General features: G+C 46.6%; 12 protein-coding genes. 8 read left to right on the top strand and 4 right to left on the bottom strand.

Features of this window, described 5'->3' with window-relative positions; translation table 11 throughout:
* Positions 1 to 46: 46 nt before the first annotated feature.
* Positions 47 to 1,513 carry a S41 family peptidase gene (locus MKY99_RS28000; RefSeq protein WP_042192313.1) on the top strand — a complete coding sequence of 489 codons (1,467 nt, stop codon included), beginning with the start codon at positions 47 to 49 and terminating at the stop codon, positions 1,511 to 1,513.
* Positions 1,514 to 1,938: 425 nt separating this feature from the next.
* Positions 1,939 to 3,249 (top strand): PDZ domain-containing protein, encoded by a 1,311-nt coding sequence (locus MKY99_RS27995; protein WP_339267492.1) that lies wholly within the window; start codon positions 1,939 to 1,941, stop codon positions 3,247 to 3,249.
* 53 nt (positions 3,250 to 3,302) lie between these two features.
* Here the strand turns inward: MKY99_RS27995 and MKY99_RS27990 are convergent, their stop codons facing one another.
* Both MKY99_RS27990 and MKY99_RS27985 read right to left on the bottom strand, forming a co-directional pair.
* Positions 3,303 to 3,956 carry a response regulator transcription factor gene (locus tag MKY99_RS27990; protein ID WP_339271817.1) on the bottom strand — a complete coding sequence of 218 codons (654 nt, stop codon included), beginning with the start codon at positions 3,954 to 3,956 and terminating at the stop codon, positions 3,303 to 3,305.
* 57 nt (positions 3,957 to 4,013) lie between these two features.
* On the bottom strand, positions 4,014 to 5,171 hold the full coding sequence (locus MKY99_RS27985) for a sensor histidine kinase (protein ID WP_339267490.1): 1,158 nt from the start codon (positions 5,169 to 5,171) through the stop codon (positions 4,014 to 4,016).
* Between the two features lie 166 nt (positions 5,172 to 5,337).
* Between MKY99_RS27985 and MKY99_RS27980 the strand changes: the two genes are divergently transcribed.
* From MKY99_RS27980 to MKY99_RS27955, 6 genes are all read left to right on the top strand, one after another.
* Positions 5,338 to 6,273: an ABC transporter ATP-binding protein gene (locus tag MKY99_RS27980; RefSeq protein WP_339267488.1), complete on the top strand. Its 936-nt coding sequence runs from the start codon at positions 5,338 to 5,340 to the stop codon at positions 6,271 to 6,273.
* Positions 6,274 to 6,289: 16 nt separating this feature from the next.
* Positions 6,290 to 7,462, top strand: coding sequence for an ABC transporter permease (locus MKY99_RS27975; RefSeq protein WP_042192302.1), 1,173 nt, complete (start codon positions 6,290 to 6,292; stop codon positions 7,460 to 7,462).
* Entirely contained in the window at positions 7,455 to 8,615 is a 1,161-nt protein-coding gene (locus tag MKY99_RS27970) for an ABC transporter permease (protein ID WP_076285708.1), read from the top strand. Before MKY99_RS27975 ends, MKY99_RS27970 begins: the two co-directional genes overlap by 8 nt.
* A gap of 117 nt (positions 8,616 to 8,732) precedes the next feature.
* On the top strand, positions 8,733 to 9,056 hold the full coding sequence (locus MKY99_RS27965; protein ID WP_042192298.1) for an L-rhamnose mutarotase: 324 nt from the start codon (positions 8,733 to 8,735) through the stop codon (positions 9,054 to 9,056).
* Between the two features lie 222 nt (positions 9,057 to 9,278).
* Positions 9,279 to 10,433: a cation:proton antiporter gene (locus MKY99_RS27960; RefSeq protein WP_042192295.1), complete on the top strand. Its 1,155-nt coding sequence runs from the start codon at positions 9,279 to 9,281 to the stop codon at positions 10,431 to 10,433.
* A gap of 252 nt (positions 10,434 to 10,685) precedes the next feature.
* Entirely contained in the window at positions 10,686 to 13,700 is a 3,015-nt protein-coding gene (locus tag MKY99_RS27955) for an efflux RND transporter permease subunit (protein ID WP_339267487.1), read from the top strand.
* A 499-nt stretch (positions 13,701 to 14,199) separates the two neighbouring features.
* Here MKY99_RS27955 and gcvPB read toward each other — a convergent pair whose 3' ends face one another.
* Entirely contained in the window at positions 14,200 to 15,660 is a 1,461-nt protein-coding gene (gene gcvPB, locus MKY99_RS27950) for an aminomethyl-transferring glycine dehydrogenase subunit GcvPB (protein WP_339267485.1), read from the bottom strand.
* Positions 15,657 to 17,009 carry an aminomethyl-transferring glycine dehydrogenase subunit GcvPA gene (gene gcvPA / locus MKY99_RS27945; protein ID WP_339267483.1) on the bottom strand — a complete coding sequence of 451 codons (1,353 nt, stop codon included), beginning with the start codon at positions 17,007 to 17,009 and terminating at the stop codon, positions 15,657 to 15,659. The genes gcvPB and gcvPA overlap by 4 nt, the downstream gene beginning before the upstream one ends.
* Positions 17,010 to 17,077 lie beyond the last annotated feature (68 nt).

Below are 17,077 nucleotides of genomic sequence, written 5' to 3'. Positions count from 1 at the left end.
TAGGATGTTGTTTACAAGATGGACAAGAAGGGACGGTGGGAACATCATGTTAAAAAAAAGCACCGCGGCGTTTATGATTATCGCCGCCCTGCTATGCGGTAGTTTAGTAACCTTGGGCGTGACGGGTTATACTCATGTCTTTGGACAAGCTGCAGGACAAGGATTAGCCTCTGCGTTGCAGGTTGCAGGTCTACAGCAGAAGGAATCCCAGAAGCTTGGGACTGCGCTTAGTTTGATTGAGAGCAATTACTACGAGACGGTAGACCGGGAGAAGCTGATAGATGGTGCTGTCAACGGTATGATGGAAGCGCTAGGCGATCCCTATTCCAACTATATGGGTAAAGAAACAGCTGAGAAATTCGAAGAAAGCATTGAAGGTTCCTTTTCAGGTATCGGTGCGGAGGTCTCTTCGGATAATGGTAAGGTAGTCGTGGTCTCCCCAATCAAGGGTTCACCTGCTGAAAAAGCAGGAATTCAGGCTAAGGATGTCATTTTGTCCGTTAACGGAGAATCGCTAGAAGGCATGGATCTAAATGCTGCTGTTGCGAAGATTCGTGGCCCTAAGGGCAGTAAGGCTACTTTGAAAATACAACGTTCTGGCTCTGTAGAGCCTCTAGAGTTCGCTCTTACTCGGGATGATGTGAAGCTTGAGACGGTATACTCAACTATGGAAAAAGACGGTGTAGGGGTAATCGAGGTCACTCAGTTCTCCCTAAATACTGCAGAACGATTCAAGGAAGAGCTTGGAAAGCTAGAGAAGCAAGGCATGAAGGGATTGGTCATTGATGTCCGTAATGATCCAGGCGGTGTCCTCCCGATTGTTATTGAGATGGCTGAAGAGTTCATTCCAGCTGGTAAAAACATAGTTCAAATAGAATACAAAGATAAAAAACGCGAAGTTAGCACCTCCAAGGGATCTAGCAAGGCTTATCCAGTGGTAGTGCTAATGAATAAAGGTAGCGCGAGCGCCTCGGAAATATTGGCGGGTGCCTTGCAGCAGTCAGCGGGAGCCAAGCTAATAGGTGATAATTCATTTGGTAAAGGCACGGTGCAGACAAGCTTTGACAAACAGCTTGGAGATGGCAGCTTACTGAAGGTTACCATTGCTAAATGGCTTACACCGGACGGCACATGGATCCACGGCAAGGGAATTAAACCGGATATCGCGGTAGCGCAGCCGGATTACTTCTCAGTGGCTCCGATTAACAAGAGCGTGACGCTGCAATATAACATGAACAACGGTGATGTAAAGAGTGCACAGACGATGCTGGATGGCTTAGGCTACAAGCCTGGTCGCAAAGATGGCTATTTCGATACTGGTACTAAGAATGCAGTGAAGAAATTCCAGAGTGAAGCGAAACTTCAAGTCACAGGGATGATTGATGCCAAGACCGCGGAGGCGCTGGAGGTGGCACTGATCAAAGTGATCCAGGACCCTGCCAACGACAACCAACGGAATAGAGGGATTGCTGAGATTCAGAAGGAAATTAAGGCGGCAGCGTCGAAAAAGTAAGAAGGCTGAATTCAGCCTTCTTTTTTTCTAGATATATTTAATCGTTCAAGGGTATAGCGCACACGGTGTAGCTCAAAGCTGCTGATGGTTGACTAATTAGTAAGGATAACCGCCGAATAAACCTGCAATAATACATTTATTTTATGGTACGAGAATGGCCGAAACAATAATTCCTGCGAATCTGCAGTAATACTTGCTCCATGAGGAGCTTTCGAGCTATAAGTGAGGTTATTCCTGTACATTTGCAGTATTCGCGCTTAATGAAGAGGATATCTGTACAAAATGCTGCACTTTTACAGGCTTTCTATAGTCTAGCCAAAGTGAATGGTATGAATGAATAAGAGGGATGAACATTTTCACTCTGGTATGTGAACAGGGGTTCATGAAAGTTTTTTGGTAGAGTAGGAAGGAGTGTGACGAACAGTTTGAATGTGATTCAGGAATGGTTAGGAAGCTTGGGCACTGCGTTCTTACACTTATTGATCCAGCCATATTACTATATTGCTATTATATTTATTGCGTTGTATTACCGTCGGCAGGTGGCATTAGAACGTAAGCTAATTCATGTGAAGTTACATAGCTGGGGTCAAGAAACGTGGCGAACGGTGTGGAGCGGGCTGGTGATGGGACTAGTAGTTTCTATTGCAGCCATATTGTTAGGGGTATCCTTATCAGGTACAGCTGTGGCCTGCATTTGGGTAGTTAGTATTCTGTTGTCGCTATTGCGAGTGCGGTATTTGTGCTTCGCTTATTCTATAGGTCTGCTAGGTGTGATTCAATTTATACTGTCTTTCTTTCCGGATGCCTTACATGGCGGAACGGTCGGGAATATTACAACAGCCATACGGGAGATGGATATTCCCGCATTGCTAGTGCTAGCTGCGCTACTACACATGGCGGAGGCGCTGCTGGCCCGCTGGCAAGGGGCGAAGCTTGCGACGCCCCTTTTCTTGAAGGGCAAGCGCGGCATGGTTGTCGGCGGCTATCAGCTGCAGGCTTTCTGGCCGCTACCGCTGTTCCTGCTGATCCCTGCGGGGGCAGGAACGGAGCTGCCATGGCAGCCGCTGCTGGGCGGTGGGCTTGGCATTGTCTCTTTGCCCGTCATCATCGGCTTCAGCGAGATGACGCAGGGCATGCTGCCCGGGCGCAAGGCCGCCCGCACTTCAGGACGGCTGCTGATGTACAGCATCGTCCTGCTCGGCTTAAGCCTGCTTGCCGCTTGGTGGAGCCCGCTGACCCTGCTCGCGGCGCTCGCAGCGATGGTGCTGCACGAAGGGTTAAGCTGGTACAGCGCTCTGGAAGAGCGCAGCATCAGCCCCATCTTCGTGCATCCACCGCGCGGCCGCAAGGTGCTGGCCGTGCTGCCGGGCAGTCCCGGGCAGGAGCTGGGCATCCTGCCCGGCGAGATTTTACTGAAGGTCAATGGGGTCCTGTTGACCGATGCCGCGCAGCTACATGAGGCGCTGCGCATGAATCCAGCGTTCTGCAAGCTGGAGGTGCAGAACCGTGAAGGGGAGAGCAAATACCTTCAGAGCCCGATCTACGACGGGGACCATCATCAGCTCGGCATCATTCTGGTACCGGAGACAGATGGCGCGGTTACTGCGGAGGCGAAGCCTTCCAGCATCTTCAGCATCATCGCGATGAAGACAGGTACTCGCAGCCGGCATCTTCCGAACGGCCGACTCAAACGGAACAAAGCTACTGAAGCCAAGAAGGAATCAGCGGAAGGATAACTAAAGGCAAGCCCGGACTCTGGAAATAGAGTCCGGGCTTTTTTGTAGAACTCCTATCCCCGTCCACCCTTCAAATAGAAAATAGCGATTTGCGTACGATCTCGCAGCTCTAATTTACTTAGAATATCCGTTATGTAATTTTTGACCGTACCCTCGCTAAGAAATAGCTGTCCGGCGATTTCTTTGTTGGTATGCCCCTCAGCGATAGAAGCGACAACGGCCAGTTCCATTTTGGTCAGTCCGAAAGATTCCAGTGGCTGTACCTGTAGAGATTCAGGACGGGTCGCGGGCTGTAGAAAGGTGGTTAGTTTACGCGCGATATCAGGGTGGATTAGCATGTTGCCTTCATTAACTGTTTTGACACCTTGTATGATACGGTCAGGCGGTATGTTTTTGAGCAAATATCCACTGGCACCGTTCCGCAGCGCCTCAATGATATACTCATCGTCATCGAAGGTAGTTAGCATCAGTATCGAAACCTGAGGAAAAGCCTGCTTAATTTTCTCTGTCCCTTCAACACCACCGCAGCCTGGCATCCGAATATCCATCAGAATCACATCCGCCATATCTCCCGCTTGGAGCAAATTCAAAGCCTCGTTTCCGTCACTTGCAGCTCCGATCACTTCAATATCGGGGTCCATCCCTATCAGTACTTGCAGACTTTGACGAATAAAAGGATCGTCATCTACAATCATCACCTTAATCATTAGCGTAGCTCCTTCTTCATAATATAGATTTCTTTTTTGCTTCAAGTCCTACGTTGCCTATACAATCTCTCCCTGCTTATAAATGGGCAACCGCGTAACAATGGTGAATTGAGGCTCCTGCCGCCATTCCAAGGTTCCGCCGATCAGATGTGTTCGTTCGAACATTCCTTTCATCCCGACCCCTCCACTTTCCGGCAGTTTGGTTAGTTTATTGCCTTCGGGAAGCGTCCCGTTGTTGCTGACCTCCATCGTAACTCCAGTATCACTAAAGTCGACTTTAATCGAAATTGCAGTTGCATTTCCGTGACGAAGGGCATTGGTTATGGCTTCTCGGGCGTTCTTATACAAGATCACCTGAATACTAGGATATAGCGGGTAAGGTATCCCATGCACTTGGTATGAGGTCTCGATTCCCGTATCGCGGCCGATCTCTTCTAGCAGACGGTCTAACGCATAAGCTCCCTCTAATTGTGGCGTATAGTTGATACGCTTCACTGCAGAGCGCATATCGTCCATGCTGGCTGACAATTGATCTCGAATGAGCTCCATCATCTGCATTCCGCTTTCAGGGGAGGTGGGTAAGGTGAGTAGCGCGGCTTCCATCATCATTTTAATGCGGATGAGGCGGTGGCCGATATCATCATGGAGCTGGCGGGAGATGCGAACCCGTTCTTTGGACTGGGCTGCATCTTCTATTTGGGCGTTAAACTCCAGCAGTCGGTTGCGGGCTTCATCCAGCTCGAAATGCTTTTTTCGCAGCTCATCGTAAAGATTGAGGGTGTTCTCACGGCCCCGACCCGCCCTCTGTAACAATTCGTTGAGATAGGAGATGAGCAGAAAAGTAATGTTGATGAATGTGATTATAAGCTTTGGAGAATCCCAGAGCGCTATGTTCAAGGTAATCAGATGCACAACCGTAAACACGAGAGGTACTGCTTGGGGCTGAAGTCTAGAATAATAAAGTAATGCTGAAATGGCCGGGAAAATCATTATGCTGCCGTACTGGTAACATAACCAGGCAGTGAACAGTATTTCCACAATGCTTATTAAGGCATGAAAGGAACGGGGTAGCTTTGGCACCATGACCACAAGGAATAGAAGCATCAGAATATGCAACGTGAAGATTCCATAGTCGGCATATGGGTAGATGTAAATGCTAATACAAGCAGGAATTATGATGAGTAGGTATCGCAATAGGGTCAGTTCTCTAGTCACACCTAAGACATCCTTTATAGAGTTTCTTCTAATCTTAGCATATTCGCCTACTTCTTCAGGAGATGACTTAAGTCACCTTCAAAAGATGACCTTTCGTACCTCCGTGGTCAATCCCTTTAAGCTAAAATTGTAAATATAGAAGCGCAAAGACAGGAGCGATGAAAAGATGGCAATCGCCGTATTAACCGATGTGGTGAAACGATATGATGGTAAATTAACAGTAGATCATGTGAACATGACGATAGAAGAAGGAGAAATCTTTGGCTTGCTAGGCCCGAACGGAGCGGGTAAAAGTACAACGATCAGTATGATCTGTGGCTTGCTTAAGATTGACGGGGGAGACATTGTTATCGACGGTCTGCCCGTGTCCTCGAAATCACTTGAGGTGAAGAAAAGAATTGGTTTGGTTCCACAGGAATTAGCCTTATACGACACGATGACAGCGGCGGATAACGTTACCTTTTTCGGAAGATTGTATGGTTTGCGTGGCAAGCTCTTGAAGGAACGGGTAGATGAGGCTCTTGCGTTTACAGGCCTTAGCGATCGTGCTAAAGAGAAACCCTCAACCTTTTCCGGAGGGATGAAAAGACGTCTGAATATTGCCTGTGCTATTATGCATCGTCCCAAGCTGATTATTATGGATGAACCTACGGTGGGGATTGATCCGCAATCTCGTAATCATATTCTTGAATCGGTTAAGGAGCTCAATCGACTCGGTTCAACGATTATTTATACCAGTCACTATATGGAGGAGGTTGCGGCCATTTGCGATCGAGTAGCCATTATGGATAAAGGGCATATCATTGCTTGCGGCACGGAAAAAGAACTGCGAGAACGCGTTGCCAAGGAAGAAAAAATCGTCATTAAAGCTGCTAATATCACACCGGAGCTTGTTCAGGAGCTGACGCTTCACCCTAGAATTAGACGCGTAGAAGCAAAGGATGAAGTAGTCGAGCTGTATCTGCCTTCTTCACAAGGGGAGCTACAGGACATCCTTTTTATTTTTGCCAAGCATAAGGGGATTATCGGCTCGCTAAATATTGAAGAACCTGATCTGGAGACGTTGTTTCTAAGCTTGACCGGAAGGACCTTAAGAGATTAAAGGGGGGATTATTCTGATGAATACTTGGACGATTATGATCTATGAGCTGCGAAGACTATTTAGCTCACGTTCTATGATATTAAATATGTTTTTGTTGCCCCTGTTATTGATCTTTCTCTTAGGTGCTTCGCTCTCCGGTGTCGTTGGTGACAAAGGCTCCACTACTATTGATGTTGTGCGAGTGGCTGTTGTTAATCTTTCTGGCGAGGGCTATGAGAGCTCGGCGATGATGGATAGCTTTTTGAAGTCAACAGAGCTTAAGGATATCATTACTCCGGTTATGGTGGATAGTCGAGAGGCGGCAGAAAGCGGTCTGCGAACAGGAAAATATGGTTATGCGGTTGTTGTTCCTCCAGGCTTTGATAGTAAGGTACAGAGCGGTGAAGCCGCACAGCTGGAATTTATACTGGGCCAAAAAAGTACAGATAACAGGGTGGCAGGGACGGTCTTCGATAATTTTCTGAGGAATCTTAATTATAAACAGTCTGTGGCGATGACACTGGGTCCAGAAGCTTTGAACGTTATGGCACCTAGTTCCACCAGTAATGAGCCTTCCGTAAAGCTTGGAGAACTGAGCGAGGGAGGATATTCATATACTTCTTCCCAGTTCTATGCGGTATCCATGATGCTGATGTTTTTGCTGTATAGCGGCTTGACGGTATGTACTTCTCTTTTTAATGAAAAAGAAAATCATACCCTTTTCCGGATAAATTCAATGCCAGTCAAAGGCTCAGAACTGTTTATTGGCAAAATGCTTGGTGTGGGTGTTGTAAGTATAGTACAGTGCGCAGCGATTATTATTCTGACGAATGTGCTGTTCGGTGTGAATTGGGGAAATCGCCCGGGCTTGTTACTCCTATTTTGCCTGCTGATGATTGTGGCTTCGATGACCTTATCTATCGTTATTTCTATGTTCAGCAAGACTGGAGCAAGCGCAAGAAGTGTGGTTACGGTACTCACTGTAAGCATGACCTTCATTAGCGGGGGAATGGCACCACTTCCAGAATCGTGGGTGAACTCTATAGGGGCGTTTACGATTAATCATTGGGCAATGCAGGCTATTCTGAAAATGATGTTACATGCCGATGTATCGCAAATCATGCCGAATTTGGGAGTGTTATCGCTGATCTGCCTAGTGTTGTTCAGTGCAGCGGCTATTTCGTACCGGAAGGTGGGTTATCATGGATAAAATCTTAACGATTGCCTGGAACATGGTGAAACGAACCATTGGTACTAGGAAGGGAGTGCTCATCTATATTCTGCTTCCTTGTATTGTACTTGCAGGTATTGTTTCCGTTACTGGAACGATGGGGGAGAATCCTGCCGTTGTGCTGTACTCTAATATGGATAACGGGGCTGCAGGTAAGCATTTGCTCACTGAACTAAAGAATTCCGGAGAATATAAATTTGTAGAAAAGACTGACGAGACTGCTTTAAGAGAAGGCGTAGTCGATCAGAATGGAGAAGCTGGGATTCTAATTCCAGCAGGCTTCACTTCGGCACTACTTGCTGGAGAAGAACCACAAATTAGTGTGTATGAGCTGAAGACGAATGAAACTTCCGTTATGATTAAATTAAAAGCGAGCACAATTGCTGATGAAATGAGGAGTACGGCCGCGATCATAGGGGCAGTTAATAACGGATCTAAGGACGTTGACGCACAGTTTACTACGGTTATGCAAAGAGCGGAACAGCACAGTATTGGCAGCATTCGAACTGATTATAATCTATATCCTCGGGAGGGATTGGGAGTCGTTACGGGCTTAACGCTAATGTTTCTCATGAGCCTGGTCACGAGCTCTGTGTCTCTGATTATGGATGATCGGAAAGGCCGGACGATGATGCGAATGTTCAGTGCTCCGGTTCGTTCTTACGAGATTGCTATTGGTAATTTTCTGGGTAGCTTCATGGTCGGACTGATTCAGATCGTCGTAGTGCTCGCCTTAGGTCGCTGGGTGCTGCACTATGATTATGAAGTTCCAATCTATCTATATTTCCTTGTTCTTGCGGCATTTATGCTGGTGTCTATGGGGATCGCGAGTACAGTGGCAGGATTAATTCGTAATCCTAATAATGCTGGTATGCTGAATTCCCTTATTATCACACCGACTTGTATGCTTGGCGGCTGCTTTTGGCCTTTATCCATTATGCCGGACTATATGCAGAAGGCGGCTAACTTTGTTCCGCAAAAATGGGCCATCCAAGCGGTCGACATTGCTGCAACCGGTGGGGGCTGGAATGAGTTGTGGTTACCCTTTGCCATCTTAGGTCTTATGGCTGCTGTGCTACTGGCGATTGGTTCTGCCATTCTCCGCCCAAGTGAAGCGGGAATTAATGCTTAGAAAGCATAAGACTAGATATTCATAGCTTGGGCTGTTACCTTCAGGTACAATAATAGGTATCAAATGTATTTGATTCTTATTATGTGCAATAGAGGACATTTCTAGGAGGATGAACAGATGAGCAGCAATAAATTGGCTTGGACATGGCGGGTGAAGGAAGAATGTCTGGAAGAGTATGTAGCGATGCATTTAAATCCTTGGCCAGAAGTTTTGGAGGAGCACAGTAAAGCTGGTATTTCTAACTACTCTATCTTTCAGAATGGTAATCAATTTTTTTATTGCTTTGAATGTGAGGATACGGAAGCGGCTTTCGATTACATTGCTAAAAGTGACGCCTGCAACCGATGGAATGCCATTACTTCAAAGATGGTTGAAGGGTCATTTGATTTCAATGATGAGGTGCCAATGTTGCCTTTACGTGAAGTGTTCTATCTAAAATAGTGAAGCTGATTCTTTATTAACTAAAATTTGCATAAGGTAAAATATCGGCGTATTTTGTTTACAGTCTTTTATATTACGGTTATAATATATTTAATATTGTTTAATTGAATAATTTTTTGTTTTTTGGAGGAGCCTGTCAACAAGGGCTCCTCTTTGTCTTTTTTTGGCTTGGAGATGTCCCTAGTTGGCAGTTCTTATATACAACAAGGGAGTGGATGAAACATGGAGTTTGTTCTATATCTTATGCTGATTATACTATTCACCAAGCTAGCTGGTGATTTATCTGTACGACTGGGACAACCGTCGGTACTGGGTAAGCTAATTGTCGGTATCATACTGGGTCCTGCGGTACTGGGTTGGATTCAAAATGGAGAGTTTATTCATTATTTTTCGGAGATCGGTGTTCTATTGTTAATGTTTATAGCAGGGCTTGAGACTGATCTGGATCAACTGCGCAAGAACTGGAAGTCAGCTTTCGCAGTAGCCGTCGGAGGTATTATTTTACCTTTTCTAGGTGGATTCGCCATCGGAGAAATGTTTGGTTTTGCTTATCATAATGCTATGTTTATGGGTGTCATTCTTAGTGCAACTTCGGTCAGCATATCGGTTCAGGTACTGAAGGATATGAATAAGTTGAATACACGTGAAGGTTCTACCATTCTGGGAGCCGCTGTAGTCGATGATATTCTGGTTGTTATTTTGCTCGCTGTATTAATGAGCTTTTTCGGCACAGGAGAATCAGTGTCCATTGGTCTTTTAATTACGAAAAAAGTGTTGTTCTTCGCTGTAGCGCTTGTTGTGGGTTGGTTCGTTGTGCCGCGGGTTATGAAATGGATGGCTCCGTTAAAGGTGACAGAGGCTGTTATCGCAGCGGCGCTAATGATTTGCTTTGCGTTCGCGTATTTTGCTGAAATTATGGGGATGGCAGGCATCATCGGTGCTTTTGCAGCTGGGATTGCTATTTCACAAACCTCCTTTAAGCACACTGTGGAATCTAAGCTTGAGCCTATCGCCTATTCGATTTTTGTTCCGGTCTTCTTTGTCAGTATCGGACTTAATGTTTCCTTTGAAGGGGTTGGCAGTCAACTAGGATTCGTCCTCTTGTTGACGGTGATTGCCATTCTGACCAAGTTGTTTGGTGGCGGTCTGGGGGCGCGTCTTACAGGATTTAATAACCATTCATCGCTTATTATTGGTTCAGGGATGATTTCGCGGGGTGAGGTTGCATTGATCATCGCGGCAACAGGTTTGCAAAGCGGATTGTTGCAGCAGCAGTATTTTACTTCCGTAATTATTGTTGTCATTGTAACTACACTTGTAACACCACCACTCTTAAAATATATGTTCCGCGATCCAGTGCGCGCTAAACAAAAATAATAATCATAGCAAAAGGGTGTCTCGAAAGCCATTTTACATGGCTTTTGGGGTGCTCTTTTTTTGTTTGCTCTAATTCCCTATCCTTCGGAAGGAGAAAGCCCCCCGTCTTAAGACTGAGTATAAAACCAGCCGTAGGGCTGTTTTGACTTCGACCAAAAATGTCTAAACTAAATCTCGGGATGGAAAATAATACATAATGGGGCAGTCATAAGAGGAGTACCAGAAATATACGGGGTGGAAGGGGAAACGATAATGAAATGGTTAACCAAATGGTCGTTCGGTAACAAGGCGGCGGTAGGGCTTTTAGTAGTAATGGCGCTTGTAGTGGGAGGGCTGAGCTACACTTCGCTACCAATGGAATTTATGCCAGAGGCAGATAATCCACAAGTGACTGTAACGGTGCTCGGTCCGGGTCAGGATGCCCATGCGATGGAGACGAAGGTTACGAAGCCGATTGAGGCTGGGGCCGCTTTTGTAAAGGGAAAGAAAGAAATACTGTCCACTTCCGGAGACGGATACGCACAGGTGAATATTTTTTATGACTCAAAAACAAATATGAAGGATGCTGCTGGGGAGGTGCAAAAGGTTGTAGATTCGTTGCAGTTCCCTGAAGGGGTGATGGCTCCTTTTGTACTTCAACTGAATACTTCCATGATTCCCGTGTCACAGGTCACCCTTTCGTTTGACGAAGGTCTGACTAAAGAAAACCTTAAGCTTGCGGAAGAAACGATCATTCCAGAGATGCAACAAGCAGAAGGTGTAGCCAACGTCGCCTTATATGGGAAAGTAACTCCGCAAGTGCGGGTGAAGCTAGATCCAAAATTAATGGCTGAGAAAGGAATTACGACACCTCAGGTACTAGGGTTACTTCAGGGACGTAATGTATCGGCATCCCTTGGGGAGCAGACGATTGGTGGTCAGACAGGTAACGTTAATGTGGTTTCTACAATTGATAGTATCGATACTCTAAAAAAGCTACCCGTATCCTCGGGTGTTAAGCTACAGGATATTGCTGTCATCGAATTGAAGGAAGATCAAGAGAGCGTTAGCCGCTCGAATGGGAAAGATGTTCTTTTCGCCATAGTAACCAAAGAAGCTAATGCGAATGCAGTAAGTGTCGGAGATCATATACAGGATACCGTAGCACATATTAACAAAACCATTCCAAATGCAGAGGCAGTGGTCGTATTCAGCACATCAGATATGGTGGTTACCTCCGTGAACAGTATGATGCGTGAAGTATTGCTGGGCGCATTGTTCGCGACGATCGTAATTTTACTGTTCCTACGCAACCTGCGGGCAACACTGATTACGGCGGTTTCTATTCCGCTTTCACTAGCGGTTACCTTATATCTGCTTGATATATCCGGCATAAGTCTGAATATTATCACGCTCGGAGGTGTGGCCGTTGCGGTCGGTCGCTTGGTTGATGATAGTATCGTAGTGATTGAGAACATTTACCGTAGGCTGCAAAAAGAATCCTTCTCCCGTGAAATGATTATAAGCGCAACTGGGGAAGTGGCTAGAGCGATTACTTCATCTACGATTGCAACGGTAGCGGTATTTCTGCCGATGGGTCTTCTGCGTGGTAGTTTACAGGCGTTCCTACTTCCGTTTGCCTTAACGGTCACGTATTCACTGTTAACTTCACTCGTTGTAGCTTTGACGGTGGTTCCGCTGTTAAGCTCATGGCTGCTGAGAAGAACTTCAATGAAAGAACACGAGCCGTCTAAATGGTTCACCCGATTCCTCGATTGGAATTTGCGCCGGAAATGGATAACTTTATCGCTAGGTCTTCTCCTTCTGATTGGCTCCATCGCTGCTTACATGACTATGCCAAAAGGCGCGCTTGATGCTTCAGATGCCAGCTATGTCTCTGTTCAGTTGAATTATCCGAAGGATGTTCCTGTCAAAGAGATTTTAGAAAAAGGAAAGCAGTTAGAGCAAGATTTGATGAAACAGCCTGAAGCGGAAACGGTGATCATGCAATCAGGGAACAGTGCAGATGCGGCCCAGTGGGGATCCGTCAGCTCGGAGACCTTAGTGGACTATACCGTTGTGATGAAAAAAGGTGCGGATGCGCAAGGCTTCATCGATCATGTCCGTGATGTGAAGGATTCCTACGCTGGGGCAACACTTGTTGCTAATCAAATGAGTATGATGGGTTCAAGCTCCACTAGCGAATATATTGATATCGTGGGTGATAATCTTACAGATATTACTGCTGTTGCAGCAGAAGTTACGAATAAGTTGAAGACTGTGGAGGGTATTCAGAAGGTCAGTAGCAATATGGAGGATACTAAACCTGTCTTTACATTTAAGGTAGATCCAGCACAGACGAATGCACAAGAAATTACCATGCAATTGTCGGCTATGCTGAATCCGATCCCTATGGGGCAAATCGAACTGGACGGTACACCTGCAGGAGTAGTGTTAGATCCTATAGCTGAGCCAAAGTCGGAGCAAGATTTAAAAGCAATGACGCTCATGACTGCTGAAGGTCCAAAGCCGTTGTCTCAACTAGCAACCTATGAGGTTCGGAATGAACCAGCACTGTTGTTCCATAAAGATGGGAAGCCATATGCGAGAATTACAGCGGAAGTGGATCCGAAGAAGGTGTCTGAAATCGGAGCGGATATTAAAAAGCAAACCGATAGTCTTACCCTTCCAAAGGGTGTGACTCTATTTGCAGGCGGAGCCTCGGTTGATCAGTCAGAGGATTTCGCTGACCTTGGTATGACAGCGCTGATCTCCATCGGGTTGGTGTATCTGATCATGGTCCTCACCTTCAAAACCCTTCGTGCTCCGCTGGCAATCATGTTCTCCTTGCCATTGGCTGCGATTGGGGCAATTGTTGGACTGATCGTATCCGGCGTAACACCTGACTTCACTGCCCTGTTCGGGGCTCTGATGCTAATTGGTATCGTCGTCACGAATGCGATTGTGCTTATCGACCGTATTAAGCAGAATGAAACGCATATGGGTATTCGCGAAGCCATTCTGGAAGCGGCAGGAATACGGATGCGCCCGATTCTGATGACGGCAATTGCTACCATTTGCGCCATGACTCCACTGCTGTTCGGCCATGCCGAGATGGGCAGTATCGTCTCGCAAAGCTTGGCGATTGTGGTCATCGGTGGCTTGACCGCGGCAACGCTGCTTACACTGGTTGTGGTTCCAGCGATTTACGAGCTGTTCTACTTCCGTAAATCGGCTAAGGAGCGCAAAGGCGTGGCGAAAGTAGAAACTCCGACGCATGGTGCGTAATATCAAAAAGTTATAGTGATAAACAACTAAAAAAGGCCCTTCTCAGACATTTTTAATGATGCTGGGAAGGGCCTTATTATTTTGAAAATGAGAATTTACTTGCGTATTTGGACAATGCGAGAGATCTAAGTTTTGATTTTATAAATAATGATTTTTATAACGATATACAATGCATTTAGCATAATTAATATGAAAGGGATGATAGAGAATATTCTATGGGACGAAGACAAGGCGGATAACATAAATAATGCGAGGAGCAAATAGGGAAGGGACAATAAATATTTTCTGTGGAATACATTATGGACAAATTCAAATTTCACAAGGAATACATTCCTTTCTAATGGGAAAACGCTACCCTCGAAATTAGGATATCATAACTCCAGATTTTTGCGAAGGTGCAGGCCGAGTAGATCATAGTGTTGATTTTTATTTACATGCAAAAACGCAGGCGACGATACTTGGTGTCGTGGCCTGCGTTTTTAATACTACTCATTAGCTGTTAACCGCAAGAACAATTCAATACCGGCTTACGCGCAGCCTGTGTCTCATCCAATCGGCTAATTTCTGTGGTATGAGGTGCGTTGATTACGATTTCCGGTGTCTCCTGCGCTTCTTTTACGATCTGGATCATCGTATTAATGAAGCCGTCGAGCGTTTCTTTACTTTCCGTTTCCGTCGGCTCGATCATCATACATTCCTCAACAGTCAGAGGGAAGTACACGGTTGGCGGATGGTAGCCGAAGTCGAGTAATCGTTTAGCAACGTCTAAGGTACGTACACCATACTGCTTGAGGTTTTTGCCAGACATTACGAATTCATGCTTACATACGCCCGGATATGGGATTTCAAAATATGGCGCCAGACGGTGCATCATATAGTTCGCATTCAGCACGGCATTTTCGGATACCTCACGCAGTCCGTCTGGGCCATAGGTGCGGATATAGGCGTAGGCACGGACCAGAATACCAAAATTGCCGTAAAAAGCTTTCACGCGTCCAATGGATTCAGGTCCGCCGAAGTCGAGTGAGAAGCTATTATCTTCGTTTTTTACCACAGTTGGTTGTGGTAGGAACGGAATCAGGATGGATTTTACGCCGACAGGTCCGGCTCCTGGGCCACCACCGCCGTGCGGGGTGCTCATTGTCTTATGCAGGTTCAGATGCACAACATCAAAGCCCATGTCGCCAGGGCGGGTAATGCCCATAATGGCATTGGAGTTCGCTCCATCGTAATAGAGTAAGCCGCCTGCTTCGTGCACGATTTCGGCGATCTCAACGATTTGGGTTTCGAACAAGCCGAGCGTGCTTGGATTGGTCAGCATTAATGCGGCAGTATCGCTACCGACTGCTGCCCGCAGTGCTTCAAGATCAACCATCCCTTTATCTGTGGATGGGATCGTGATCGTTTCAAGTCCAGCTGCTGAAGCACTAGCAGGATTGGTGCCGTGTGAGGAATCCGGTACGATAACCTTCGTGCGGGTCTCGCCGCAGCTTTCATGGTAGGCGCGGATCATCATGAGACCGGTCCATTCACCATGAGCACCTGCGGCAGGCTGTAAAGATACAGCATCCATGCCGGTTAGTGCGGATAAGTCATTTTGCAGGGTATACATTAATTCCAGTGCACCTTGAATGCTTTCTTCTGGCTGGTAAGGGTGGATCTTAGCTAGGCCTACGATGCGGGCAACATCTTCGTTAATCTTCGGATTGTATTTCATCGTACATGAACCGAGTGGATAGAAGCCGTTATCTACACCAAAGTTACGGCGTGACAAGGAAGTGTAGTGGCGAATGACATCCACTTCCGATACTTCTGGAAGCATGACGGGTTCGCTACGGAGTAAACCTGATGGAATCAGAGCTTCCAAGGTTTCTTCCTGCGGCACATCGCATATTGGTAAGGAATAGGCCGAACGGCCGGGACGGCTTAATTCAAAAATTAGACTTTGCTCCGGTTTCATAAACAGCCCTCCAGTGCGCTAGTGAATTGGTCGATTTCGTTTTTGCTTCTTTTTTCCGTAACGGCTACCAGCATATGTCCAGCAAGTTCAGGATAATCACGGCCCAGATCATAACCGCCTAGATAACCTTCCTTCAGCAGCTTCGAATTAATTGCACTTACGCTGCTTCCTTCCGGAAGCTTCACGACAAACTCGTTAAAGAATGGGGAGGAAAAGGTAAGTCCAGCCCCTGTGAGTTCGCTTAGTTTATTAGCGGCGTAATGGCTTTTACGAATGTTCAGCTCGCCTACTTCACGCATCCCTTCTTTACCCATTACGGACAGGTAGACGGATGCGCAGAGTGCGAGCAGCGCCTGATTGGAGCAAATATTCGATGTCGCTTTTTCACGACGGATGTGCTGTTCACGAGCTTGGAGTGTCAGAACGAAGCCGCGATTACCGTTACGGTCAACAGTTTGACCAACGATACGACCTGGCATGCGGCGCATTAAATGCTCTGCTACAGCGAAGAATCCACAGGTTGGACCGCCGAGGGAAGCGGTAATACCGAGTGGCTGAGCGTCACCGACTACGATGTCGGCTCCGAGCTTACCTGGTGTTTCTAGTACGCCAAGAGCGATCGGATTTGCACTGACGACGAACAACCCTTTAACAGCATGGATCAGCGGCTCAACCGAGCTAAGATCTTCGATGCTGCCAAAGAAGTTAGGCGATTGCATCAGTACTGCAGCCGTATCACCATCAATGGCCTCAGCAAGCTTAGCCTGATCGGTAACACCGTCTCTATAGTCAATCTCCACTACCTCAAGACCCCAAGCATTAGCTGATGTGCGTAACACTTGGCGCGCTTCAGGATGAACGGTGCGGGAAACAATTAATTTTTTGCGTTTGGTAGCACCAGCTGCGAGGACGGCTGCTTCGGATAATGCGGTTGCGCCATCATACATACTGGCATTGGCAACTTTCATACCGGTTAGTTCGCAAATGTAGGATTGGAATTCGAAGATCGCTTGCAGTTCGCCTTGGCTGATCTCCGGTTGATAAGGGGTGTAAGCAGTGTAGAATTCTGAACGGGAAATGACATGGTTGATCACCACAGGGATGTGATGGTCGTATAATCCGGCGCCGAGGAAGCTGGCGTGTGAATCGAAGTCAGCATTTCGGTCAGCGAGACCTTTCATGTGACGTAGCAGGGCGTACTCATCGAGTGGTTCAGACATCGGCATAGTGCCTTGATAACGGACGGCTTCAGGAATATCGGAGAACAGCTCATCTATGGACTGAATCCCGACGGCTTCCATCATCTCTACGCGGTCCTGTGCTGTCATGGGCAGATAACGGTGCTTCATTAAGGTTTCACTCCTTGGCTTTTTTTAAAATATAAGAAAGTACAATTTTCACGTTATACTTTATCCTT

The organism is Paenibacillus sp. FSL R5-0470 (assembly GCF_037975205.1).
Taxonomy (GTDB): Bacteria; Bacillota; Bacilli; order Paenibacillales; family Paenibacillaceae; genus Paenibacillus_AQ.
The sequence above is the reverse complement of the archived record's forward strand: the minus strand, read 5'-3'. Positions and strand labels throughout refer to the sequence as shown.